Source organism: Streptomyces sp. JJ66 (assembly GCF_019303495.1).
Classification (GTDB): Bacteria; Actinomycetota; Actinomycetes; order Streptomycetales; family Streptomycetaceae; genus Streptomyces.
This window is the reverse complement of record NZ_JAEVFI010000035.1, coordinates 16,573-39,505: the sequence shown is the minus strand read 5'-3', so window position 1 is coordinate 39,505 and position 22,933 is coordinate 16,573. Positions and strand designations below refer to the sequence as shown.

At 72.5% G+C, this 22,933-nt stretch carries 19 protein-coding genes and 1 pseudogene; 8 read left to right on the top strand and 12 right to left on the bottom strand.

What is annotated here, in order from left to right; genetic code table 11:
* The 8 genes and pseudogenes from JJV70_RS20540 to JJV70_RS20505 form a co-directional block, all read right to left on the bottom strand.
* Positions 1 to 254 (bottom strand): annotated as a pseudogene (locus JJV70_RS20540) (hypothetical protein); the annotation flags it as partial.
* 288 nt (positions 255 to 542) lie between these two features.
* Positions 543 to 2,360 (bottom strand): ABC-F family ATP-binding cassette domain-containing protein, encoded by a 1,818-nt coding sequence (locus tag JJV70_RS20535; RefSeq protein ID WP_219049514.1) that lies wholly within the window; start codon positions 2,358 to 2,360, stop codon positions 543 to 545.
* Positions 2,361 to 2,535: 175 nt separating this feature from the next.
* Positions 2,536 to 4,167: a penicillin-binding transpeptidase domain-containing protein gene (locus JJV70_RS20530; protein ID WP_257574293.1), complete on the bottom strand. Its 1,632-nt coding sequence runs from the start codon at positions 4,165 to 4,167 to the stop codon at positions 2,536 to 2,538.
* 440 nt (positions 4,168 to 4,607) lie between these two features.
* Positions 4,608 to 5,891 (bottom strand): site-specific integrase, encoded by a 1,284-nt coding sequence (locus tag JJV70_RS20525; protein ID WP_219049512.1) that lies wholly within the window; start codon positions 5,889 to 5,891, stop codon positions 4,608 to 4,610.
* A gap of 129 nt (positions 5,892 to 6,020) precedes the next feature.
* A complete protein-coding gene (locus JJV70_RS20520) occupies positions 6,021 to 6,260 on the bottom strand; it encodes an AlpA family transcriptional regulator (RefSeq protein ID WP_219049511.1) in 240 nt (79 codons plus the stop codon).
* A gap of 267 nt (positions 6,261 to 6,527) precedes the next feature.
* Positions 6,528 to 8,093, bottom strand: a complete 1,566-nt coding sequence (locus JJV70_RS20515; RefSeq protein ID WP_219049510.1) for an ATP-binding protein — start codon at positions 8,091 to 8,093, stop codon at positions 6,528 to 6,530.
* 80 nt (positions 8,094 to 8,173) lie between these two features.
* Positions 8,174 to 8,800, bottom strand: coding sequence for an HNH endonuclease (locus JJV70_RS20510; protein WP_219049509.1), 627 nt, complete (start codon positions 8,798 to 8,800; stop codon positions 8,174 to 8,176).
* Positions 8,797 to 9,834: a GntR family transcriptional regulator gene (locus tag JJV70_RS20505; protein ID WP_219049508.1), complete on the bottom strand. Its 1,038-nt coding sequence runs from the start codon at positions 9,832 to 9,834 to the stop codon at positions 8,797 to 8,799. The genes JJV70_RS20510 and JJV70_RS20505 overlap by 4 nt, the downstream gene beginning before the upstream one ends.
* Positions 9,835 to 10,121: 287 nt before the next feature.
* Here JJV70_RS20505 and JJV70_RS20500 point away from each other — a divergent pair, with 287 nt between their 5' ends.
* A complete protein-coding gene (locus JJV70_RS20500; RefSeq protein ID WP_219049507.1) occupies positions 10,122 to 10,880 on the top strand; it encodes a GntR family transcriptional regulator in 759 nt (252 codons plus the stop codon).
* Positions 10,877 to 11,434 carry an ATP-binding protein gene (locus tag JJV70_RS20495; RefSeq protein WP_308294929.1) on the top strand — a complete coding sequence of 186 codons (558 nt, stop codon included), beginning with the start codon at positions 10,877 to 10,879 and terminating at the stop codon, positions 11,432 to 11,434. Before JJV70_RS20500 ends, JJV70_RS20495 begins: the two co-directional genes overlap by 4 nt.
* 1,406 nt (positions 11,435 to 12,840) lie before the next feature.
* On the opposite strand, the gene JJV70_RS20490 is transcribed toward JJV70_RS20495, so the two are convergent.
* Positions 12,841 to 14,523, bottom strand: coding sequence for a dolichyl-phosphate-mannose--protein mannosyltransferase (locus JJV70_RS20490; protein WP_219049506.1), 1,683 nt, complete (start codon positions 14,521 to 14,523; stop codon positions 12,841 to 12,843).
* A gap of 174 nt (positions 14,524 to 14,697) precedes the next feature.
* Here JJV70_RS20490 and rsmI point away from each other — a divergent pair, with 174 nt between their 5' ends.
* The 6 genes from rsmI to bla all read left to right on the top strand — a co-directional run bounded on the left by rsmI (position 14,698) and on the right by bla (position 20,015).
* A complete protein-coding gene (rsmI, locus tag JJV70_RS20485) occupies positions 14,698 to 15,540 on the top strand; it encodes a 16S rRNA (cytidine(1402)-2'-O)-methyltransferase (protein WP_219049505.1) in 843 nt (280 codons plus the stop codon).
* 244 nt (positions 15,541 to 15,784) lie between these two features.
* Positions 15,785 to 16,084, top strand: a complete 300-nt coding sequence (locus JJV70_RS20480) for a hypothetical protein (protein ID WP_219049504.1) — start codon at positions 15,785 to 15,787, stop codon at positions 16,082 to 16,084.
* A gap of 104 nt (positions 16,085 to 16,188) precedes the next feature.
* Positions 16,189 to 17,067 carry a TatD family hydrolase gene (locus tag JJV70_RS20475; protein WP_219049503.1) on the top strand — a complete coding sequence of 293 codons (879 nt, stop codon included), beginning with the start codon at positions 16,189 to 16,191 and terminating at the stop codon, positions 17,065 to 17,067.
* Entirely contained in the window at positions 17,064 to 18,002 is a 939-nt protein-coding gene (gene rsmA, locus JJV70_RS20470; protein WP_308294928.1) for a 16S rRNA (adenine(1518)-N(6)/adenine(1519)-N(6))-dimethyltransferase RsmA, read from the top strand. Before JJV70_RS20475 ends, rsmA begins: the two co-directional genes overlap by 4 nt.
* Entirely contained in the window at positions 17,999 to 18,886 is an 888-nt protein-coding gene (locus tag JJV70_RS20465; RefSeq protein WP_219049502.1) for a 4-(cytidine 5'-diphospho)-2-C-methyl-D-erythritol kinase, read from the top strand. Before rsmA ends, JJV70_RS20465 begins: the two co-directional genes overlap by 4 nt.
* A 187-nt stretch (positions 18,887 to 19,073) precedes the next feature.
* Positions 19,074 to 20,015, top strand: coding sequence for a class A beta-lactamase (gene bla, locus JJV70_RS20460; RefSeq protein ID WP_219049501.1), 942 nt, complete (start codon positions 19,074 to 19,076; stop codon positions 20,013 to 20,015).
* Positions 20,016 to 20,048: 33 nt separating this feature from the next.
* On the opposite strand, the gene JJV70_RS20455 is transcribed toward bla, so the two are convergent.
* The 3 genes from JJV70_RS20455 to cbiQ form a co-directional block, all read right to left on the bottom strand.
* Positions 20,049 to 21,269, bottom strand: coding sequence for a serine hydrolase domain-containing protein (locus tag JJV70_RS20455; RefSeq protein WP_219049500.1), 1,221 nt, complete (start codon positions 21,267 to 21,269; stop codon positions 20,049 to 20,051).
* A gap of 131 nt (positions 21,270 to 21,400) precedes the next feature.
* Positions 21,401 to 22,195, bottom strand: coding sequence for an energy-coupling factor ABC transporter ATP-binding protein (locus tag JJV70_RS20450; RefSeq protein ID WP_374227322.1), 795 nt, complete (start codon positions 22,193 to 22,195; stop codon positions 21,401 to 21,403).
* Positions 22,171 to 22,932, bottom strand: a complete 762-nt coding sequence (gene cbiQ, locus JJV70_RS20445) for a cobalt ECF transporter T component CbiQ (protein WP_219049498.1) — start codon at positions 22,930 to 22,932, stop codon at positions 22,171 to 22,173. Before cbiQ ends, JJV70_RS20450 begins: the two co-directional genes overlap by 25 nt.
* Position 22,933 lies beyond the last annotated feature (1 nt).

Genomic DNA, 22,933 nt, shown 5'->3' with positions numbered 1-22,933 from the left:
GGCCCGGCGGGCGGGGACGGCGGCGCGGCGGGCGGCGGCGCGGGCGCCTCGTCGGCGGACGGCCCGGGCGGCGGCTGGTGCGGAGGCTGCTGGCCAGCTGACGGCTGGCCGGACGGCGGCTGCTGGCTCGGGGCCTGGCCCGGGTTCCCCGGCTGGTGCGAACCCCCGGGCTTGTCGTCGGGCTGACCCGGCGGTTCGGGAGGCGGCGTCCCGCCGGAGGGCGGCTGGCTGGGCGGCGGTGGCGGCTGCGACATGACGATCCTTCTGCGCACGCGGACCGACTGCCCGCCCCTCATTCCCCCGCAGGGACGAGCGAATCGGACATCTGGCCCGCCGGTTTCCGGCTACACGATGGTGCTGGGGCGAAGCCCTTTGTACCACCGGACTCCGGCAGCGCCACGGCCGGTTCCCGTACCCGCTCCGAGCCCGGTGCCGGGCCGGGTCGGCGGCGTGAGGCGCCCGCGACCGCCCGCCGGGGCAGAGCCCGCGCGGACGCCGTTGCCCACGCCCGGACGGCGGTGGCGGGCGGGCGGGCGGTGGCGTCACTGGCCCTCGGCCAGCTCCAGCCAGCGCAGTTCCAGCTCGTCCTTCTGCTCGGTCAGCGCACGCAGTTCGCCGTCCAGTTCGGCGACGCGGGTGAAGTCGGTGGCGTGCTCGGCCATCGCGGCGTGCAGCGTGCCTTCCCGCTCGCCCAGCTTGTCCAGTTGCCGCTCGATGCGCTGCAACTCCTTCTGCGCGGCCCGGGAGACGGCGGCGGGCTTGGCCGGTGCGGAGGCGGTGGCCGCCGGTGCCGGGGTGGCAGGGGGCGCCGTGGCGGTGGCGTCCCGCTGGCGGGCGCGGCGCTCCAGGTACTCGTCGATGCCGCGCGGCAGCATCCGCAGGGTGCCGTCCCCGAGCAGGGCGAGCACCCGGTCGGTGGTGCGCTCGATGAAGTAGCGGTCGTGGCTGATGACGACCAGGGAGCCGGGCCAGCCGTCGAGCAGGTCCTCCAGCTGGGTCAGCGTCTCGATGTCGAGGTCGTTGGTGGGCTCGTCCAGGAAGAGGACGTTCGGCTCGTCCATCAGCAGCCGCAGCAGTTGCAGGCGGCGGCGCTCGCCGCCGGAGAGGTCGCCGACGGGCGTCCACTGCTTCTCCTTGCCGAAGCCGAACCGCTCGCACAGCTGGGAGGCGGTCAGTTCGCGGCCCTTGCCCAGGTCCACCCGGCCGCGTACCTGCTCGACGGCTTCCAGCACGCGCCAGGCCGGGTCGAGTTCGGCGACTTCCTGCGACAGGTAGGCCAGCCGCACCGTGCGGCCGACCGTGATCCGCCCGGCCGTGGGCTGCTGCTCGCCGTCGCTGGACACCGCCACCGCGAGCGCGCGCAGCAGGGACGTCTTGCCGGCGCCGTTGACACCGACCAGGCCGATGCGGTCGCCGGGCCCGAGCTGCCAGGTCAGGTGCCGCAGCAGCACCTTCGGTCCGGCCTGGACGGTGACGTCCTCCAGGTCGAAGACGGTCTTGCCCAGGCGGGAGTTGGCGAACCGGGTGAGCTCGGCGGCGTCGCGCGGGGGCGGCTCGTTCGCGATGAGCGCGTTGGCCGCCTCGATGCGGAAGCGCGGCTTGCTGGTGCGGGCCGGGGCGCCGCGCCGCAGCCACGCCAGTTCCTTGCGCACCAGGTTCTGCCGCTTGGCCTCCTCGGTGGCCGCGATGCGCTCCCGCTCGGCGCGGGCGAAGACGTAGTCGCTGTAGCCGCCCTCGTACTCGTGCACCACGCCGCGCTGCACGTCCCACATGCGGGTGCACACCTGGTCCAGGAACCAGCGGTCGTGGGTGACGCACACGAGGGCGGAGCGCCGGGCGCGCAGGTGTCCGGCGAGCCAGGCGATGCCCTCGACGTCGAGGTGGTTGGTGGGCTCGTCCAGGATGATGAGGTCCTGCTCGGCGATGAGCAGCTGGGCCAGCGCCACCCGGCGCCGTTCGCCGCCGGAGAGCGGGCCGATCACGGTGTCCATGCCGTGCTCGAAGCCGGGCAGGTCCAGGCCGCCGAACAGTCCGGTGATGATGTCGCGGACGCGGGCGTTTCCGGCCCATTCGTGGTCGGCGAGGTCACCGACGACCTCGTGCCGCACGGTGGCGGCCGGGTCGAGCGAGTCGTGCTGGGTGAGGACGCCCAGGCGCAGGCCGCCAGCGTGCGTGACGCGGCCGCTGTCCACCGGCTCCTGCTTGGCGAGGGTGCGGATCAGCGTCGTCTTGCCGTCGCCGTTGCGGCCGACGACGCCGATCCGGTCGCCCTCGCTCACGCCGAGGGAGACGCCGTCGAGCAGGGTGCGCAGCGTGTACGCCTTGCTGACGGCTTCCAGATTGACGAGGTTGACGGCCATACGGTGCGGCTCCTGAAACGGATGGGGCGGGAAACGTCCCGGGCGACGTCCCAGGGTAGTGGGCCCCCGGGGCCGGGCGGCTACGTGGATGGACACCCGGCCGTGGCGGGGGCTTGAGGACGCCGCCGGACGGCCCGCACCGAGAGCGCGGGCCACCGGTGGGCGTGCGGGGGCGTCAGCCCGCGTTCAGGATCTCGGCCACCACCGGACCGGCGTTCGTGCCGCCGTGGCCGGACGCGGGGATGACGGCGGCGGCGGCCAGGTCGTCGCTGTAGCCGATGAACCAGGCGTTCGGCAGCTCCTGCCCGTCCACCTCCGCGGAGCCGGTCTTGCCGCCCTTGTCGCCGCCGACGGAGGCCATCGCCTGGGTGGCGGTGCCGTAGGGCGCGGTGGCGGTGGTGTTCATCAGGGAGCGCAGTTCCTGGGCGAGCGCGGGGCTCATCGCGCGCGGGGCGGTGGCCAGGGTGCGGTCGTCCACGGTCGGCGGCACGAGGTGGGGCTGCTTGAAGCCGCCGTTCTTCACGGTGGCGGCGACGGAGGCCATGTTCAGCGGGTTCATCCGCACGCCGCCCTGGCCGATGAGGGAGGCGGCCATCTGCGCGTTGGACTGCACCGGCACGGAGCCGTCGAAGGTGCCCGCGCCCACCTGCCAGGTCAGGCCCAGGCCGAACAGGTCGCGGGCCTGCTGGGTGAGGTCGTCGTCGGCCAGTTCGGGGGCCTGGCTGATGAACGCGGTGTTGCAGGAGCGGGCGAAGCTCTGCCGGAACGTGCCGCCCTGGATCTCGAACTCGTCCAGGTTCTGAAACTTCCAGCCGCCGTACTCGAAGTACTGCGGGCAGGGGTGCGGCGCGTCGGCGGAGGCGAGGTTCTTCTCGATCAGCAGGGAGGCGCTGACGACTTTCCAGGTCGAGCCGGGCGCGTAGGAGCCGCGCAGCGCGGGGTTGAACGACTGGACGGGCAGGGCCGCGACGGCCAGGACCTCGCCGGTGCTCGGCTTGACGGCGACGGCCGAGCCCTTGCCCTTCTTCTCGACGGCTGCCTGAGCGGCCCGCTGGAGCCCGGCGTCGAGGGTGGTCGGGATCTCGCCGGGGGTGCCCTCGGTGTGCTGGGCGAGGACCTTCTTGTCCTTCCCCTGGGCGTCCACGATGCGGGTCGCCAGGGGCGCGGTGCCGCCGGACTTCTCGGCGTAGCGCTTGGTGATGTCGGCCAGGACGGACTTCAGCTCCGGGAAGTCCTCGGCGCTCAGCTCGTTGCCGTCGCGGTCCACGGTGATGACCTCGGGGTCGCCCTGGGCGTCGGTGACGAGCTGGTCGCCCTCGGCCAGGTCCGGGTGCAGCACGGCCGGTTCCCAGTGGACGACCGGCTTGCCGGTGTCCTGCTCGCGCACCACGGTCAGCGTGGAGACGTACTCCAGGGTGCCCGTGGCCTCGCCCTGCTCCACCTCGGCGGTCACCTCGAAGGGCACTTCGTCCTGCTGGGAGGCGCGTTCGGTGAGCTGGACGCCGGTCACGCCGCCGTCCTCGGCGAAGGCGGCGAGCGCCTTCCGGGCGGCGGACTCCGCGTCGGTGCGGGCGGCGGCCCCGGCGGCGTCACCGGACTCCCAGGCCGCGAGGAACTCCTCGGCGGCTCCCCGCACTTCCCCGGCGCTGAGCGGGCCGGTCGCGGCCGGGCCGGGCTTGCTGTCGTCGGCGGCGCTCGCGGGCCGGCTGCCGCCCGGGCTCCCCGCCTCGTCCTGGTCCACCAGGGCGTACGCGCCGAAACCGGCGGTACCCACGGCGACGGCACAGACGGCACCGATCACCGCCATTTTCTGACCGTCTCGCATAAGTCCTCAAAAACCTTCCACCCCGCCCCGGCGTCCACCGGGGACCTCCGCCGCGTCCGGCCGGTCAGCCCGACGCGCGGCTCACGGCCGTCGCAGGCCGCCGCTCGACACCGGGTACGGCGGGCGAACTCCAACTGGCCCGCCGGGACGGCCCCTGGGGCGTGCGCGCACGCCGCGCCCCAGACGCACCCTAGAGCACGGGACCGCGTCGCCGGGGCGACGGGCGGAAGACGGGACGGGTGTGGCGAGGGTTTGACCCGCCGGCGGCCCGGGAAACTCCCCGGCCCGGCCGTCAGATCCAGGTGTTCAGCCACATCCGGGCGCGCCACTGGTCCAGCGGGATTTCCTGCCCGGTGTAAATCGGCCAGAAGTAGACGGAGTTCCCTGCCCAGCGGCCCGCATGCCGCTGACCAGCCAGTTTGCTACTCAGTATGGGGATTTTCACCCCCCGGGGCCGCCTGTGGGCCGTGATCATGGTTCAGGGGCCGCTGGAACATGCGGTCCACTGCCTCGCGGGTGCGTCCTTCACTGCTTGGCATCAAGTGCGTGTAGGTACGCAGGGTGAACCCCGGGTTACTGTGGCCAAGATACTGGCTCAGCGCCCTGATGTTCTCCCCTGCATCCAGCAGCAACGAGGCGTAGAAGTGCCTCAGCGCGTGCATACCGTGTTCGCGCGCGCTCGCGTAGCGCTCGCTCTCCCCCCGTTCGGGGATGACGCCAGCGTCAGCGAGAGCGGGCTTCCAGACGTGGTCATTGAAGTGGCTCACCCGGACGTGCTGCCCCCGCGACCCGCTGAAAAGGAGCTGTCGTGTGACCGAGGGTCCGTCTGGAGTCCGCCACGGCAAGGTGACCTCGATGGGCGGGCACTGCTTCAGGTGAGCGCGGAGCGCCTCACTGACAGCCTCCGACAACGGAACGTCGCGTACCTTCCCACCCTTGGGCGGCGCGAACACGTACTTCCCACGGATGCGCTTTAGCTGGTGGCGCACTGCCACCCAACCGGCATCGTGGTCCAGCTCATCAAGGGACAGCCCGAAGACTTCCCCTTGCCGCATCCCGCACCCGGCGGCGACCGTCACAGCTTCCCGGAAGCGCTCGGGCAACGCGGCCCGGACGGCATCAACCTGGCCCAGCGTCCACGGCACCACAGGGGCCGGGTTCACCTTGGGCAGCTTGACCGAGCGTGCCTTGCACGGGTCCTTACTCAACACGCCGTCGTCCACGGCCGCGCTCAGCACCGCTGAGACCGTGCCCACAATGATCCGTCGATGCGACGCCGCGGGGACGCTCATCTCCAGTGCCGCGATCCAGTCGCGGATGTGGCCGGGCTGGAACGAACCGAGAGGGCGGCTCCCGAAGTGCGGGTAGGCGTGCAACCGCAAGCGACGCTCTGCCGCCTCACGGCTGTTGATCTCCCCAGAGTGAGATGCAACCCAACGCTCGGCGTACTGCCGGAAGGTGGTCCGACTCGTCTTCGGGTCCACGTACTGTCCGCTGTTCATGTCGGCTTCGGTCTTGCTCAGCCACTTTTCGGCAAGCCGCTTCTGTCCGTCGGGGAAGCTTTTGGACTTTTCGGTGCCGTCGGGGCCGATGTAGCGGGCGCGGTAGCGCATGCCGGTACCGTGGCGGTCGGTCTTGACGCGGCGGGGTGTGCCGGTGGCGTCGGGTTCGGTCTTGTACCAGCGGTCTTGGATGTGTCCAGCCATTGGAGCTCTCCTAGTGGCTAGTGGTTACTGGCTACTGGCAAGTGCGCTGGTGGGGGCGCTTGCCGGGGGTGTGGAGAGCCCGGTACTGGCTACTGGCAACTTGCCACTAGCCAGTACCGGGCGGCGGGATCAGGCGGCATCGTCCAAAGCAGTGCGTTCGGCTTCCCACGCCTGTACGGCGGCCGGGTTGAAGCGGAGGTAGCGGCCGACGCGGAAGCCGGGGGGGCCGATGCGCTTGCGGCGCCAGGCGTAGACGGTCTCGACGCTCGGCAGGCCGAACATGGTCACCAGGTCTTCGGGAGTGAGGTAGCGGTCGGGCAGTCCGCCACGCAGGGTGGCGCGCGGGTCGGGGCCGGGGCTTGCGACCATGAGGTTTGGTTCCTCCTTGTGTCCGCCGTTGGGCATGGGGAGGGTGCGGTTTTGGCCGTGCTAGAGAGGCGGGGAGCGCAGTGTCCACAGCGTCCTAGCGGCCACAGGTGCGGGTCCGCGCAGGTGGGGCGGTGTGTGGTGGGTGGACGCTGGTTGGACGCTGCGGACACTGGACGCTCCCAGCGTCCGCAGCCTGGTTGGTGCTCCGGGCCGCTTCGGTGCGGCCCGGCCCGGCACGTCTGCCGGTGAGTTTGTGCAGTTCAGCGGCTAGGGGTGGCCGCGTGGTGGTGGGTGGTCGGGCCAGAGAGGCCCCTGCGGAGGCGTGGACGCTGCGCGGTCGTTGTCGGGGGCTCGGGTGAGGATGAGTAGTCGGTGGCGGTGCCGGTCCTGGCTACGCTGCGTGTCGTCCACGGCGACGCCGATGGAGCGCAAGAGCGGTGCCAGGCGCTTGACGCGTCCACTGGCGCGGGTAGCGTCCTTGGGCCAGTTCGGCGGCCGCACCGGGCCGGGGGCAGGAAGGGCGTCCAGGAGCTGGGCGGCGGTGCCCTGCCAGGTGCCTGCCTGCTCAACCAAGCGAGAGATGGCCATGGCGAACGGGTCGCCTTCCAGGGCATCGCTGGCCACGTTGGCGCCGGTGGCTAGGTAATCGTCCAGCGTGTTCCAGCCCTGGGTGCGGTCCACGGCGGCCAAGACGCGGGCGAAGTCGGCCATGCGCGGCATCGACTCCAGTCGTACGTGCGGGAGTTCGGACAGGACAGCGGCCAGCACGTCGCACAGCGCGCCCAAAGCTGCGGGGCGCACCGCCGCAAACGCGGCGTCCAGCTCCTCTTCGCTGCGCCGCTGGCGTGCGTCAATGAGGTTGAGATCGAGCATCAGCACGCGCTCGGCAAGGTCCCCGGCTAGGGCTCCGGCGTCGATAGTGGTCATGGCCAGCACCCGCCGGAAGGTGAGCACCACCACGTCATCGTCGGTGTACAAGGCCCGGTCCACCACGCCGTCACCAGTGACGGCTTTGCACAGGGTGTCCGAGAGCCACGGCGGGATCGTTGACACGTTGTCCAGGCACAGCGCCCAGGAAGTGAACGCCTGCCTCGACCACGCCTTCTCGTCTCGGGGCTGACTACGTTTGGCGGCCGGTGAGGGGTCGATGAGGTTGATGAACATCTGCGCGGCCTTGGACTTCCCCGTGCCCTGCTCTCCCTTGCACACGAGAGCGGGGTGGGGGATGTCGGGAATCCAGGCGGCGGCCAGCCACGCAACGAGCTGGCGGAAAGCGGGGGTGTCCATGTTGACCAGCGCGTGGAGCTTGGCGAGGCCGTCACCGTCGCGCACCGGTTCGGGCATGGGCGCCATGGCTCCGGAGCGACGGAAGAGGACCGGTGAGCGTTCACACACTGCCCAGGCGCCGGGGGAGATGACGACGGCGCGGCCGTCCGTCGTCCCCAGGTCCACCACCACGGCCCCGTCCGGGGCGCGGCCGACACGCAGGTGCACAGGCGTGGGGTCGGTGTCCTCCGCGATGCCTTCCAGGACGGTCATGGCGTCGGCGAGCGCGGATTGGGAGGCGACTTCGCCCGGGTAGGCGTCCGCGAAGGCGCGGGCAAGGCGCTGGCGCACTCCGGTCCGGCCCCGCAGCGGCAACGCGAGGTTGGGGCCGTCCAAGGCGACGGCGTAGGGACGGCCGTCCCCGGAAAGCACAAACCGGTAACGCTGCCGGGCCATGTCCACGATCCGCGCAGCGGCCGGGGGTTTCTTTCCCTCCCCGCCGCCGCTCGCCGCGCCGGTGTTCACGGCGGCGGGCGCGGTGTTCACCGGATCGGGTCGGGTGTTCATGGCCGCGTTCACGGTGTTCACGGGCCGAGCAGCCTTGTTCACCGTTCGGGCGGCGCCGTTCACGGTCGTGTTCACGGCGTTCATACGGTCACCGCCTGGTCATCGGGACGGCCACAGACGCGGCCAGATCGGGTGGTGCGCTGGCAGACCGACCGCGCTGCCGAACGCGAGGCGCAGGGGGTCGATCCTGACTGGTCAGGGGACGACCGATGGCCGACCCGATCACCCATCTGGTGAGGCGACCATCGGGCCGTGAACACCGGGTGGTGGACGTGCGCGAGTCGGGCCAGGAGCGGCCAGATCGGATGAACACCGGTGACCGACCGGACGGCGCTGAGCTGTGTGACGCCGGGCGTCACACCCGTCACGGCGACCGAGCCGCCGGTCGAGTAGTCGGTCACGGTGGCAGTCGGGTCGGCGGTCACCCTGGTGACCGCTTCGGTTTTCGCCGCGTGAGCGCAGATGACCAGGGCCAGCAGCACAGGCAGGCGGTCGGCCTTGCGGTGATTGCACGAGCGGCACGCCAGCATCAGCGACGTGACGGACCACGAGCGCCACAACGAGAAGGGGACGACGTGATCGAGCGTGGCCTCTCGCACGCTGGCGAACGGGCGTCGGCAGTACCAGCACCGCGTCCCGTGACGCCGGGCAAGCTGGTCCTTGCGCAACCGCCGCCGCGCCGCGTTGGGGCATCCCCGCGCCCTCACGCGGCACGCTCCATGTCCCTATGAGAGCGGGCAACGGTGTAACCGTAGACGCCGTTGGGCTCGATCAGCCCCTCACCACGCAGCAGGTTCCATGCGCGATCAATGGTCCGGCTACCGACCGCGAAGCGCTCCCTGAGCTGCACACGCGTGGGCAGCCGGTCCCCCGGACGCATCGCCTTGATCTCCTCGCGTAGTTTGCCAGCGACCCGAGCGAACTTCGCGTTCGGGCGGGTCGGGGCCTTGGCGGGCTTGCGGGCGGCTCCGGCCACCGGCAGGCAACGGGAGGCAGTCGCCGCCATGTCGTAGGGCACGCCCAACCGCTTGCTGATCTCCCGTGTGCTCACCCCCTGCTGCCTCAGTAGCAACACTTGGCGGGCGGAAGGCTCCAGCCGCAGCAGCGCATCCCGGCGCTGTTGACTGACCTCGGCCAGGGCCTGGCGCTCCCACGCCGCAAGCGAGTCCAGTTCCACCGGCTCCCCCGAGAGCTCCGGGTTGTCGATCTGGAGCAGCAGCACGGCGGCATTGGCCAGCCGAACGGCCGTAGTGTCGGCGCACCCCAGGTGCTCAGCGATCGAGCGCGGGTTCAGGCCGTCCAGCCACAGCAGCAGCGCCGCCCGCTCCCGCTCGGGGAGCGCATCCACCATCGTGGCCAAATAACCGGGCAGCTCGACCAGAGAGCATCCGGCCTCAACCAGGGGGCACAGCCAGTTGCAGATCACCGGGTCCGCGAAGTCCACCGGCTCATCCAGCACCCGGGGCTTGGTCATCTGAGCCGAGACGCCTCGCTTGACCTTGAGGTGCAACAGGCCGCAAGCGTGGGACTCCTCCAGTACCTCCCCCAAGAGCGGGTCACGAGCACCGCTGCACGCCACGTCAGCCCACACCTGCTGCGTGACGTCTTCCGCCAGCGTCCACGCCCTGGCACCCCACTCCCCCCACTTCCCCAGCTGGGAGTAGGCGTAGCGCACCATCCGGCGCGCATACGTCTCGTACAGCTCAGCGAGCCGCGCGGACTGGGCCGCACTCAGAGGCACGAACTCGCCGTTACGGCGCTTTGCCCGTGTCGAGCCGCCGACACTGGCCACAGTGGATTCAGGCATCATGGAGGTACCCCTTCTGAGGGTCAGGGGAGCGGCGGACTGCTTGGCGGTAGGGCGCCGCTCCCTGCTGTTTCCCGGCGTTGACCAGGGATTTCGCGCACCCCGACCGCTCGGCATCTAACCGAACCGCCCGGCGTGCACATCCCTAAGGTTCCCTAGGGCACCCTAGGGTGTCAAGGGGTACGCTAGGCATGTAGCGAAGAGAGTGAGGAGCCGTTGAGATGGCGGACCAGGCCAACAGTCGGGCGCCGTACGCACGGATGGCCGCCCATTACGCGGAGCTGATCACGTCGGGACAGCTGCCGCCGGGCTCGTTGCTGCCGAGCATCAAGAGCTTGTCTCAGGAATGGAAGGTCAGCGCCGCTACTGCCGAGAAGGCGTTGCGACAGCTCCGGGGGGAAGGGCTCGTCCGGGGTATCCACGGCATCGGCACCGAGGTCGTGGACGTGCCCTCTCCCATGTCCTCGGGCTCCCAGCGCCAGGATCGCGGACGGCACAGCGGATCAAGCTGGGGAGCTGGGGAGCGATCGGACTCACACGAAGCCTCCGTGGTGCCAGCACCCGAGTACGTGGCCCGCGAACTGGAACAGGAACCGGGAACCAAGGTCGTGCGGCGAAGTCGCGTGTACCGCGACCGGCACGGCATCGTCGCCCATTCAACGTCATGGATTCCGGCTCGCTACGGGAACCTCGTGCCGCAGCTGGCGAAGAGCGAACGCCTCAGCGGGGGGACTTCCCTACAGCTGATCGCTCAGGCGACGGGAAAGCCGATCACCTACCGAATCGACACCGCCTCGGCTCGCCTTCTGACCCCGGCCGACGCGGCCTTGTTGGAGTTGGACGCCGCGAATCCGCCGGCGGAACCAGTAGTCATGATGACGGCGAAGTTCGTGGACAGCGACGGCAACGTGGTGGAGTACGGCGAAGACCTGGGGAGTCCCGGTCGCAAGTGGCGGGTGGAATCCGAGGTGGTGCAGTGAGCGGCGAGGCATTCGACGGACGCCCCCGCTGCGTCCTCATGGCCGGGCTTCCCGGCTCAGGGAAGACGACGTTGGCTCGCACGCTGGAGAACTACGGCTTCGTGCGGCTCTGCCCCGACGAAGAGATGTGGCGGCGGCACGGAGTGTACGGCGTGGACTTCCCGCGAGGCACGTTCCCCACGCTGGAGAAGCCGATTCTCGAAGAGATGGCCGTGACTCTGGCAGAGCTTCTGCGAGCGGGACACGACGTAGTGGTCGATCACGGCTTCTGGACGCCGCAAGACCGTGGTAGGTGGCGGACGATCGCTTCGGACGCTGGCGCCGTCCCACTGCTCGTCTACCTCGAAGCTACCCACGAAGAACTGTGGTCCCGCGTCCGCGAGCGGAACTCGAAGCACGAGGAAGACGCCAACTCGATCTACTTCTCCGAGAGCGACTTGGCGCGGTACCGGACTCGCTTCGTGCCCCCTGAGCAGGACGAGACCGCGATCATCTACGACGGCAACCCTGATTCCGTGGTGAAGGCCGTGAACAGCGCGGCATCATCTCTCTAGCAGCACCCGGCCAGGGTGCCTGCCGCCGGTCTGAGGGGGTAGGCCCGGGGGTGTCGCTCATGTCCTGCTAGGAGCTAGACAGCAGGTCAAACGGCCTTCGGCGCGCTAGTGGCCCTGCTAGGTCTAGCAGAGGGCAGTGCTAGACCTAGCAGGGTCACCAGCGGTGCGTGAAGAGCTTTAGGAGCGGCTTCGCCGCGCTGTCCTTGGCAGCTCGCTCCGCGAGCGCTCGGCAGCCCGTGGGCTACCCGGGCCGTCCCCGGCCAACAGTGGTTCGCACGGACAGACAAGATGAGCACCCGGGGCGGGAGCGGGTGCTCATCTTGTCTGTCCGGCCAGCTCTGTTGCTACGCAGCGTACCAGGGAGGGAAGCACCCCCCGCTTAGCCGAGCCGATTTCGCGGACTCCTGACCACCGACACGGGGCGCTTCGAGACCTCCCTAAAGTGCTGTTTACGCTGTTCAGCGCGGGGGAGGCGACACGGGGAGGCGGATAGGGAAAACTCCCCGCCTCCCTGAATGCCTCCCCTCACGCTGCGTAGCCAATCCGGGCATTAAGCTGCGAGGACGGGTTCGGCTGCACATGGCAAACCAAGGCTCTTAGGGGAGGGGCGGCGGACGCGACGTAGGGCCGTGACCGGCGTAAGGACGGGACGCTTCCGAGAAGCGCAAGGGCGCTCTCAGGCCCGAACCCTGCCGGATTTCGGTCGGCAGGGATGCGATACCGCCAGCGTCCAGAGCCCCTCCCCCTAAGAGCGTTTCTGAGCTGCGGAAACGCATACCCGCTGTACGCGACGTGCCCGGACGCTGCGGACACTGTTGGACGCTAAGAAAGGTACTCAGCGTCCGCACCAGAGCAGCAGGTCAAGAGAGGCGCCGCAGGGACTTCGGACACTGCGGACGCTGTATCCCCCTAACTCTCTCAGGGTGAGGTAGACGCGGGTGCCGAGCCCGTGAGGGCGGGAGGGGCGCCACATGCACCACCACGTGCCGAGACAAGAAACCACCCGCCGCCCGGCCGTGGTCTCTTCACGACCGAGACGGCGCCTACTGGGTAGTGGGGGGCGCCCCACTACCCAGTAGGGCACCCCACTAAGGCGTTTAGCCGCTCAGCCCGCCTCCACGACCACCCCAGTACCCACTACCCACTACCCACTACCCAGTACCCAGTACCCAGTAGCGCGTCTAGTGAGCGTGGCCGTACGTCCGAGTGCCGCCAGCGCGCCGACACCCAACACGGCCGCTGGCGCCCGGAAGTCGTCGGCCAAAGGCCGTCCTTCTCGCTTCTCCCCCGGTCCGGGCGCCGGGCCGTCTGTGGGCCGTCAGGAGGCGACCAACGACGACAAACGACGACCGACAACGCCCGGTGTGCGTAGGGCCTTGTCGGTCGTCGGGGCCGCGTTTCCGCAGCTAGATCCAGGTGTTCAGCCACATGCGGGCGCGCCACTGGTCCAGCGGGATTTCCTGCCCGGTGTAAATCGGCCAGAAGTAGACGAAGTTCCACACCACGAGCAGGACGAGGACGCCGACGACGACGAGGCCCACCGTGCGGCGTGCCTCGCTCACCCCGGGCGGCCCGGCCACCGCACCGAGCAGCATCGTCACGGCCAGGCACAGGAACGGCACGAAGACGATGGCGTAGAAGTAGAAGATGGTGCGCTCCTGGTACAGCAGCCAGGGCAGATAGCCCGCGGCGACGCCGCACAGCACCGCACCGGCCCGCCAGTCGCGGCGCAGCAGCCAGCGGTAGGCGGCGTAGCCGAGCGCGGCGCAGCCCAGCCACCACAGCAGCGGGGTGCCGAGCGCCAGCACTTCCTGGGCGCAGCCTCCGGCGGCCGCGCAGGTGCCCTCCCCGGCTTCCGGCGACTCGTAGAAGTAGGACACCGGGCGGCCCGCGACGAGCCAGCTCGCCGGGTGGGAGTCGTAGGGGTGGTCGTCGGTGAGGCCGACGTGGAACCGGTAGACCTGCGCGTGGTAGTGCCACAGGCCGCGCAGCGGACCGGGCACGAAGCCCCACGCGGTGTCGGCCCCGGCCCGCTGGTGCCAGTCGCGGTAGTAGCCGCCGTCGCTCGCGAACCAGCCCGCCCAGGAGGCGAGGTAGGCCAGCGCGGCGACGGGGACGAGCGCGGCGAACGCGGGGGCGGCGTCCCGGCGCAGCATGGTCCGCAGCGGACGCCGGGCGCCCGCGGTGCGCCGCGCGCCCCAGTCCCAGGCGACCGCCAGCAGGCCGAACGCGGCCAGCACGTACAGCCCGCTCCACTTGGTGCCGACCGCCAGCCCCAGGCACACGCCCGCGCCCAGCCGCCAGGGGCGCCAGCCCAGAGTGGTGCGTTCGGCGGCCCGGGCGTCGGGGCGGCCGTCGGGCAGCGCGTCGGCCAGGCGCGCGCGGGCCCGGTCGCGGTCCACCAGCAGGCAGCCGAAGGCGGCCAGGACGAAGAACATCAGCACCAGGTCGAGCAGCGCGGTGCGGCTCATCACGAAGTGCAGCCCGTCCACCGCGAGCAGCAGACCGGCCAGGCAGCCGAGCGCGGTGGAGCGCAGCAGACGGCGTCCGATGCGGCACAGCATGAGCACCGAGAGCGTGCCGAGGACGGCGAGCATGAACCGCCAGCCGAACGGCGTGAGCCCGAACAGCTGCTCACCCAGCGCGATCGTCCACTTGCCGACGGGCGGGTGGACGACGTAGGACGGGTCGGGGCTGAGCGGGATCACCTGGGGGTCGGCGAGGATCTGGCCGTTGGCCTCATCCGGCCAGGTGCCCTCGTAGCCGAGGGTGAGCAGCGACCAGGCGTCCTTGGCGTAGTAGGTCTCATCGAATATCACCGCGTGCGGCCGGCCGAGCTGCCAGAAGCGCAGCAGCCCGGCGAGGAGCGCGACCAGCAGCGGTCCGCCCCAGCCGCGCAGCCGTGGCTCCAGCCCGAGCACGGACCAGGCCCGGCCGCCGGGCTGGGGGAAGGGCGGCACCAGGCGTTCGCGTACACCTGGGCGGGGGCGGGCCGCGTAGCCGTAGCGGCGCAGCCGGTCCGCCCAGCCGTCCGGCGCATCCGCCCGCGCCGCGCGCCGCTGGGCCGCCGTCGCCGTCTCACTGCTCACCGGGACATCGTAAGGAACCCCGCTGGCGAGCCCCCGGGCACGGCGGCCGGACGCCGCGCCGCCCGCACCTTGCCCGGGCGTGCCGTGGGCCGCGCGCCCGCAGCGCGCCCGGGCGTGCCGTGGGCCGCGCGCGGGGGCGCGCCGCCCGTTGGGGGTGGGTGCGAGGATGGCCGGATGACCGGAACCCTCGTCCTCGCAGGCACCCCCATCGGAGACGTCGCCGACGCGCCGCCACGGCTGGCGGCGGAGCTGCGGGAGGCGGACATCGTCGCCGCCGAGGACACCCGGCGGCTGCGCCGCCTGACCCAGGCGCTGGACGTGCGGGTGGGCGGTCGCGTCGTCTCCTACTTCGAGGGCAACGAGGCCGCCCGCACCCCCGAGCTGGCGGAGGCGCTGGCGGGCGGGGCGCGGGTGCTGCTGGTGACGGACGCGGGCATGCCGTCGGTCTCCGACCCGGGGTACCGGCTGGTGGCGGCGGCCGTCGAGCGCGGGGTGCGGGTCACCGCCGTCCCCGGCCCTTCGGCGGTGCTGACGGCGCTGGCGCTGTCGGGGCTGCCGGTGGACCGGTTCTGCTTCGAGGGGTTCCTGCCGCGCAAGCCGGGCGAGCGGCGGGCCCGGCTGGCGGAGGCGGCCGAGGAGCGGCGCACCCTGGTCTACTTCGAGGCCCCGCACCGGCTGGCGGCGACGCTGGCGGCGATGGCGGAGAGCTTCGGCGGCGAGCGCCGCGCGGCGGTGTGCCGGGAGCTGACGAAGACGTACGAGGAGGTGCGGCGCGGCCCGCTCGCGGAGCTGGCGCGGTGGGCCGGGGAGGGGGTGCGCGGCGAGATCACCGTCGTCGTCTCGGGGGCGCCCGAGCCGTCCGCCGGGGAGCTGGACGACGTGGAGCTGGCGCGGCGCGTGGCCGAGCGCGAGGAGGCCGGTCAGCCGCGCAAGGAGGCGATCGCCGAGGTAGCGCGCACGGCGGGGGTGCCGAAGCGGACCGTGTTCGACGCGGTCGTCGCGGCGAAGGCACGGTGAGCGGGCGGGGGTAAACGTGCTGGTCAGCGCAGTGGTTTCGGGAAGGTAAAGGTCCGCTCCCGAGCGTCGTACCACCGGGTAAAGGGTTACTCTCGAAGGTAAAACCACGGCGGCGCACGCGGCGCTCGTCTCCCCTCTTTCCTCCAGCGCGGGGAAAGTTTCGGCCGCGATCCGTCCAGGAAAGGGAAAGGGCTGCTGCACTCCGGGCCGGGGAGGCGTCCACTGGGTAGCGAAAGGAGCTGCCATGACGGACTTCAGGGGTACATCCGGGAGCGAGCCGCTGCGCGCGGTGCGGGAGTCGTACGCGTTCGCCTGTCTGGAATGCGGGCACGCCTGGGAGCAGACGTACGACATCGAGCACCACCTTGACAGTGACAACCGCCCGTTCTTCCTGTACTTCGCCGACGGGCGCCGGGTGCCCTCGCCGCTGAACCGCTTGACCTGTTTCCAGTGCGACGACCACAACGTGCGCATCGTGCGGGCGGGCAGCGCGTCCAGCGTGCGGTCCGCCGTGGGCCTGGGCTGGCCCCCGCTGCGCACCTGAGCCGCGCCGGTTAACGTCCCCCGTGAACGGCGGCGGACGTCCCGGCCTCAGCCCGGCGGACGTCCCCCGGGCTGGGCGTCGGCGGCGCGTCCTAGGATCGGCGCATGCCCAGCTCATCGCCGGACCGGACCCCGCCGCCGCTGCCCGAGCCGCTCACCACGCCGGTGGCCGACTCCCACACCCACCTCGACATGCAGGACGCCACCGTCGCCGAGGCGGTGGCCCGGGCCGCCGAGGCCGGCGTCACCCCGCTGATCCAGATCGGCTGTGACCTCCCGCGCGCCCGCTGGGCCGCCGAGGTCGCCGCCGAGCAGCCGGGCGTGTGGGCGGCCGTGGCGCTGCACCCGAACGAGGCACCCCGGCTGGCCCTGGAGGAGGGCGAGGACGCACTCGACGCGGCGCTCGCGGGCATCGCGGAGCTGGCGAAACTGCCGCAGGTGCTGGCCGTGGGCGAGACCGGGCTCGACTACTTCCGCACCGGCCCGGAGGGCGTCGCCGCCCAGCAGCGCTCGTTCCGCCGCCACATCGCGCTGGCGAAGGAGCTGGACAAGGCGCTGGTCATCCATGACCGGGAGGCGCACGCGGACGTACTGCGCCTGCTGGACGAGGAGGGCGCCCCCGAGCGCACCGTCTTCCACTGCTTCTCCGGAGACGCCGAGATGGCCAGGGAGTGCGCGGCCAAGGGCTACTTCATGTCGTTCGCCGGGAACGTCACGTTCAAGAACGCGCAGCCGCTGCGGGACGCGCTGGCCGTGGCGCCGCCGGAACTGGTGCTGGTGGAGACCGACGCGCCGTTCCTTACGCCCGCGCCCTACCGGGGCCGTGCGAACGCGCCGTACCTGATCCCGGTCACGCTGCGGGCGATGGCCGAGGTGAAGGGGATGGCGGTGGACACGCTGGCCGAGCACGTCGCGCGGAACACCGCCCGCGCCTTCGGGTACCCGGAGCCCGGCCACCTGAGCCCCCGTACACTGCCCCGGTGAGCACCGCCCCCGACCCGTCCGCCGAACCGCCCGCCGCGCCCGAGGCGGTGGGCGCGCTGCTCGGCCCCGCCGACGTCCGGGAGCTGGCGGCCACGCTGGGCGTGCGCCCGGCCAAACAGCGCGGGCAGAACTTCGTCATCGACGCCAACACCGTGCGCCGCATCGTGCGGACCGCGCGGGTGCGCCCGGACGACGTGGTGGTCGAGATCGGCCCCGGGCTCGGCTCGCTCACCCTCGCGCTGCTCCAGACCGCGCGGCACGTCACGGCGGTGGAGATCGACGACGTCCTGGCCGCCGCGCTGCCCGCCACCGTGGCCGCGCGCCTGCCCGGGGCCGCCGCACGCTTCGCCCTCGTCCACGCCGACGCCCTGCGCGTCACCGAACTGCCCGGCCCTGGGCCGACGGCGCTGGTGGCGAACCTGCCGTACAACGTCGCCGTGCCGGTGCTGCTGCACCTGCTCGCCACGTTCCCCGGCATCGAGCGCACGCTGGTGATGGTGCAGTCCGAGGTGGCCGACCGGCTGGCCGCGCCGCCCGGGTCGAAGGTGTACGGGGTGCCGTCGGTCAAGGCCGCCTGGTACGCCGACGTCCGCCGCGCCGGGGCCATCGGGCGCCACGTCTTCTGGCCCGCGCCGAACGTGGACTCCGGTCTCGTCTCCCTCGTGCGCCGCGAGCCGCCCCGCACGCGCGCCTCACGCGAGGAGGTGTTCGCCGTCGTGGACGCGGCGTTCGCGCAGCGCCGCAAGACGCTGCGCGCCGCGCTGAGCGGCTGGGCGGGCTCCCCGGCCGCCGCCGAGGCCGCGCTGCGCGCCGCGGGCGTCTCGCCGCAGGCGCGCGGCGAGTCGCTGACCGTCGAGGACTTCGCCGCGATCGCGGAACACGCCGTCCCCGGGGGCCGGGCAGGAGCTGACAGCGCGGGGAAAGGACCGGCGTGAGCGTCACCGTCCGGGTACCGGCGAAGGTCAACGTGCAGCTGGCGGTCGGCCCGCCCCGGCCCGACGGCTTCCACGACCTCGCCAACGTCTTCCTCGCCGTCGGCCTGTACGACGAGGTGACCGCCACCCCGGCCGCGTCCCCGCGCCTGACCTGCACCGGCCCCGACGCCGCACACGTGCCGCTGGACGACAGCAACCTCGCCGCCCGCGCCGCCCGCCTGCTCGCCGCCCACCACGGCGTCCAGCCCGCCGTCGCGCTGCACATCGCCAAGGACATCCCGGTCGCGGGCGGCATGGCGGGCGGCAGCGCCGACGCCGCCGCCGCCCTGCTGGCCTGCGACGCGCTGTGGGACACCCGCACCCCGCGCGAGGTGCTGCTCGCGCTGGGCGCCGAACTGGGCTCCGACGTGCCGTTCGCCCTGGTCGGCGGGGCTGCGCTGGGTGAGGGCCGGGGGGAGCGGCTGACCGGGGTGAAGGTGGGCGGCACCTTTTACTGGGTGTTCGCGGTGGCCGACGGCGGACTGTCCACCCCGGCCGTCTACCGCGCCTTCGACCGGCTGCGGCCCGACGCTCCGCCGCCCGCCCCCTCCCCCGCGCTCCTGGACGCCCTGCGCTCCGGCGACCCGCACGCGCTCGCGCCCACCCTCGTCAACGACCTCCAGCCCGCCGCGCTCTCCCTGCGGCCCACGCTCGCCGACACCCTCGCCTGCGGCACCGCCTCGGGTGCGCTCGCCGCGCTGGTCTCCGGCTCCGGTCCCACCTGCGCCTTCCTCGCGGCCGACGCGGGCGCCGCGCACCGGGTGGCCGCCGCCCTCACCGCCTCCGGCACCTGCCGCACCGCCCGCGTCGCCACCTCGCCCGCGCTGCCCGAGGTGCGGCGGTAGGGCGGTACCGGGCGGTTCGCGCTGTCCCGCCCGGCGCGGTCGTCGCCGCCCGCTGGCCCGCTGGCCCGCTGGCCCGCTGGCCCGCTGGCCCGCTCCGGGGATCGTCCGACCGATGTCGCGGGAGAACACGTGGCCGGAACGTGCCGGTTTCAGGGCGACGCACCCGCCACGCGGTTACGTTCGACGCATGAAACCTCTGTCCCGTCTGCGCCGTGGCGCCGCCTGTGGGGCTGGCCTGCTCGCGCTCGCCCTGGTCCCGGCGTGCGGCTCCGGCACCGCGCCCGCCTCCGGCACCGCGCCCGCCAGCTCCAGCCCCGCGCCGGACGCCGACTCCCGCACGTCCACCGCCCGGGCGTTCCGGGCGCTGGAGAAGGAGTTCGACGCCCGGCTCGGCGTCTACGCCGTGGATACCGGCACCGGGCAGAGCGTCGCTTTCCGGCCAGATGAACGGTTCGCCTACGCTTCCACGTTCAAGGCGCTGGCGGCCGGTGCCGTGCTGCGCGAGTACGGGCTCACCGGCATCGACGAGCAGGTCAGCTACACCCGCGAGGACCTGGTGGACTACTCACCGGTGACGGAGAACTTCACCGAGACGGGTATGAGCCTGCGCGACCTGTGCGCCGCCACGCTGTGGTACAGCGACAACACCGCCGCGAACCTGCTGCTGGACGCGCTGGGCGGCCCCGACGGCCTGGAGGCGGTCCTGCGGGACCTCGGGGACGACGTCATCGAGATGGACCGCTACGAGACGGACCTCAACGAGGCCAAGCCGGGCGATATCCGCGACACGAGTACGCCCCGCGCCATGGCCGGGAGCCTGCGCACCTTCCTGCTCGGCGACGCCCTGGAGCGCGACGAGCGGCGGCTGTTGCGGCAGTGGATGGAGACCAACACCACCGGCAGAAACCTGGTCAAGGCCGGGGTCCCGCAGGGGTGGCGGGTCGCCGACAAGAGCGGCAGCCCGGGCTACGGGGGCCGCAACGACATCGCCGTGGTGTGGCCGGACGACGGCGGCGACCCGATCGTCATCGCGGTGCTGTCCAGCCGCGACACCCAGGACGCCGAGCGGCGGGACGCCCTCGTCGCCGAGGCCGCCAGCGTGGCCGTGCGGGGCCTGGGCGCGAGCTGACCCGCCCGCCCTCGCCGGGTCCGCCCGCGTGCCTCAGCCGTTCAGGCAGGAGCGCAGGGCGCGGATCAGGGCCTGGGGGCGGGGGTCGGAGGTGACGGAGGCGTGCATGGTGTTCGTCGTGTAGCCGAACGCGATGCCCGCCTCCGGGTCGGCGAAGCCCAGCGGCCCGCCACGGCCGGGGTGGCCGAAGGAGGACGGCCCGAGCAGCGGCGCGGCCGGGCCGTGCAGCATATAGCCGGAGCCGAAGCGGGTGCGCACGATCAACACCCGGTCGGGACCCGCCGATTCCTCGCTGCGGGCGAGCGCGAGCGTCGCCGGGACGTACAGGCGCACCCCGTCCACGCGGCCGATGAGCGCGGCGTAGAAACGGGCCAGCGCGTGGGCGGTGGCGATGCCGCCGGAGCCGGGGTGCTCGGCGGCGTGGTACGCGGGGTCGTTCTCGTCCGGGTAGGGCGCGATGACGCCGAACGCGCGCCGGGTGAGCGCGGCGGGGTCGGCGTAGGCGGCGGCAACCTCCGGTTTGGTGCGCACCCGCAATCCGGCGGACGCGGGCGGGGCGGGCGCCTCCCGGGTGGCGATGCGGCCGACGCGGGCCCGGGCGGCGTCGGGCAGGCCGATCCACAGGTCCAGCCCCAGCGGCGTGGCGATCTCGTCGGCGAACCACTGGCCGAGCGTGCGCCCGGTGGCGCGGGCGACGACCTCGCCGAGCAGCCAGCCGTAGGTGTGCGGGTGGTAGCCGTGGGCGGTGCCTGGCTCCCACGCCGGTGGCTGCGCGGCGAGCGCGCGCGGGCCGCTCTCGCCGTCGCGCGCCTGTTCGGGCGTCAGCGGGGTGTCCAGCGCGGGGAGGCCCGCGCGGTGGGCGAGCAGGTGCCGCACCAGGACGCACTCCTTGCCCTCGGCCTTGAACTCGGGCCAGTAGGTGCCTACGGGCGCGTCCAGGTCGATGAGGCCGCGCTGGTGGAGCAGGTGGAGCACGGCGGCGGCCGGTCCCTTGGTGGCCGAGCGCACCAGCTGCGCGGTCCCGGCCGTCCAGGGGCGGACGCTGGTTTCGGCGGCGCCCGCCCCGGCGGCGCCCACCCCGGCGTCGTCGGCCTCGGCGCGGCCGCCCCACAGGTCCACCACGGGCACGCCGTCCCGGTAGACGGTGACGGCGGCGCCGACGTCACCGCGTGCGGCGAAGCCGCGCTCGAAGGCGTGCAGGACCGGTTCGTACCCGGCGGCCACCGTGCCCTGGACGTCGGTCCCTGCGGTCACTGTGCTGCTGCTCCTGTGCTCTGTGTACGTGCGGCGGTCGGCGGGCGCCGAACGGGCCGGGGGTCAGGGGGTGCGCGCGTGTGCCACGGCCCCACGGAGCTGTGGCCGGACGAACGGCCCCCTCCATGGTCCTACGCGCCCGGAAGCTCCACCGCGCCGGGGTCGAACCCGAAGGGGAGTTCCAGCCGGTGGGCGTGCAGCAGGTCCGCGTCGCACAGCAGCTTCGGGGTGGGCCCGTCGGCGGCGATGACGCCGTCGCTGAGCACCACCGAGCGCGGGCACAGCTCCAGCGCGTAGGGCAGGTCGTGGGTGACCATGAGCACGGTGAGATCCAGCGAGCGCAGCAGGTCGGCCAACTCGCGGCGGGCTGCCGGGTCAAGGTTGGAGGACGGCTCGTCCAGTACCAGGATCTCCGGGCGCATGGCCAGCACCGTGGCCACCGCGACGCGGCGGCGCTGGCCGAAGGAGAGGTGATGTGGCGGCCGGTCGGCGGCGTCGGCCATGCCGACGGTGGTCAGTGCCTCGTGCACGCGCGCGTCGAGTTCCGCGCCGCGCAGCCCGGCGGCGGCCGGGCCGAAGGCGACGTCCTCGCGCACGGTGGGCATGAACAGCTGGTCGTCCGGGTCCTGGAAGACGATGCCGACGCGGCGCCGAATCTCGGCCAGGTGCGCCCGCTCGACGGGCAGTCCGCCGACGCGCACGTGTCCGGCTCCGGCGGTGAGGATGCCGTTCAGGTGCAAGGCGAGCGTCGTCTTCCCGGCGCCGTTCGGGCCGAGCAGGGCCACGCGTTCGCCGCGCCCGATGGTGAGATCGACACCGAACAGGGCCTGGTGGCCGTCGGGGTAGGCGTAGGCGAGCCCGGAGACTTCCAGGGAGGGCGGGAGCGGCTCGGCGGAGGGTGTCACAGGGTCCATCCCATCAGGCATACCGCCAGCGCGGCGAGCGGCAGTGCGGCGGCCGTCGCCCACTGGGCGGGCTGGGCCCGGCCCGCGTCCAAGGCGGGCAGGGTGCCGGTGTAGCCACGGCTGAGCATGGCCAGGTGGACGCGTTCGCCGCGTTCGTAGGAGCGGATGAACAGCGCCCCGGCCGTCTTGGCCAGCGTGCCCCACTGCCGTGGGCCGCGCGCCTGGTAGCCGCGCGAAGCCTGCGCGACGCGCATGCGGCGCAGCTCGCCGGTGACGACGTCGAGGTAGCGGACCATGAACGAGGCGATCTGCACCAGCAGCGGGGGCAGCCGCAGGCGTTGCAGCCCGTGCAGCAGCTCGCGCAGTTCGGTGGTGGCGGCGAGCAGGAGGGACGCGGCGACGCCGAGGGTGCCCTTGGCGAGGATGTTCCACGCGCTCCACAGCCCGGGTTCGCTCACCGTCAGCCCCAGCCACTGCACCCGCGGACCTTCGGCGACGAACGGCAGCAGCACGGCGAACGCGACGAAGGGCACCTCGATCAGCATGCGCCGCAGCCAGAACCCGGCCGGGACCCGGGCGAACGCGGCCACGGCGACCAGCAGCAGCGCGTAGCCGCCGAACGCCCACACCGCCTCGCGCGGCGTGCTGACCACGGCCAGCACGAAGGCGAGCAGGGCGACGATCTTGCAGTGCGCGGGCAGCCGGTGCACGGGCGAGTGCCCGTGCCGGTAGAGCGCGTGGGCGTGCCCGGCGCCCACG

What these genes read in the sequence shown, in the direction of transcription:
- JJV70_RS20475 (WP_219049503.1), top strand. Translation starts at nt 16,189, where the DNA reads ATGCCCAGCTCATCGCCGGACCGGACCCCGCCGCCGCTGCCCGAGCCG.
- JJV70_RS20500 (WP_219049507.1), top strand. Translation starts at nt 10,122, where the DNA reads ATGGCGGACCAGGCCAACAGTCGGGCGCCGTACGCACGGATGGCCGCC.
- JJV70_RS20525 (WP_219049512.1), bottom strand. Translation starts at nt 5,891, where the DNA reads ATGGCTGGACACATCCAAGACCGCTGGTACAAGACCGAACCCGACGCC.
- JJV70_RS20530 (WP_257574293.1), bottom strand. Translation starts at nt 4,167, where the DNA reads ATGGCGGTGATCGGTGCCGTCTGTGCCGTCGCCGTGGGTACCGCCGGT.
- JJV70_RS20520 (WP_219049511.1), bottom strand. Translation starts at nt 6,260, where the DNA reads ATGGTCGCAAGCCCCGGCCCCGACCCGCGCGCCACCCTGCGTGGCGGA.
- bla (WP_219049501.1), top strand. Translation starts at nt 19,074, where the DNA reads ATGAAACCTCTGTCCCGTCTGCGCCGTGGCGCCGCCTGTGGGGCTGGC.
- JJV70_RS20535 (WP_219049514.1), bottom strand. Translation starts at nt 2,360, where the DNA reads ATGGCCGTCAACCTCGTCAATCTGGAAGCCGTCAGCAAGGCGTACACG.
- rsmI (WP_219049505.1), top strand. Translation starts at nt 14,698, where the DNA reads ATGACCGGAACCCTCGTCCTCGCAGGCACCCCCATCGGAGACGTCGCC.
- JJV70_RS20480 (WP_219049504.1), top strand. Translation starts at nt 15,785, where the DNA reads ATGACGGACTTCAGGGGTACATCCGGGAGCGAGCCGCTGCGCGCGGTG.
- JJV70_RS20515 (WP_219049510.1), bottom strand. Translation starts at nt 8,093, where the DNA reads ATGAACACCCGACCCGATCCGGTGAACACCGCGCCCGCCGCCGTGAAC.
- JJV70_RS20450 (WP_374227322.1), bottom strand. Translation starts at nt 22,195, where the DNA reads ATGCCTGATGGGATGGACCCTGTGACACCCTCCGCCGAGCCGCTCCCG.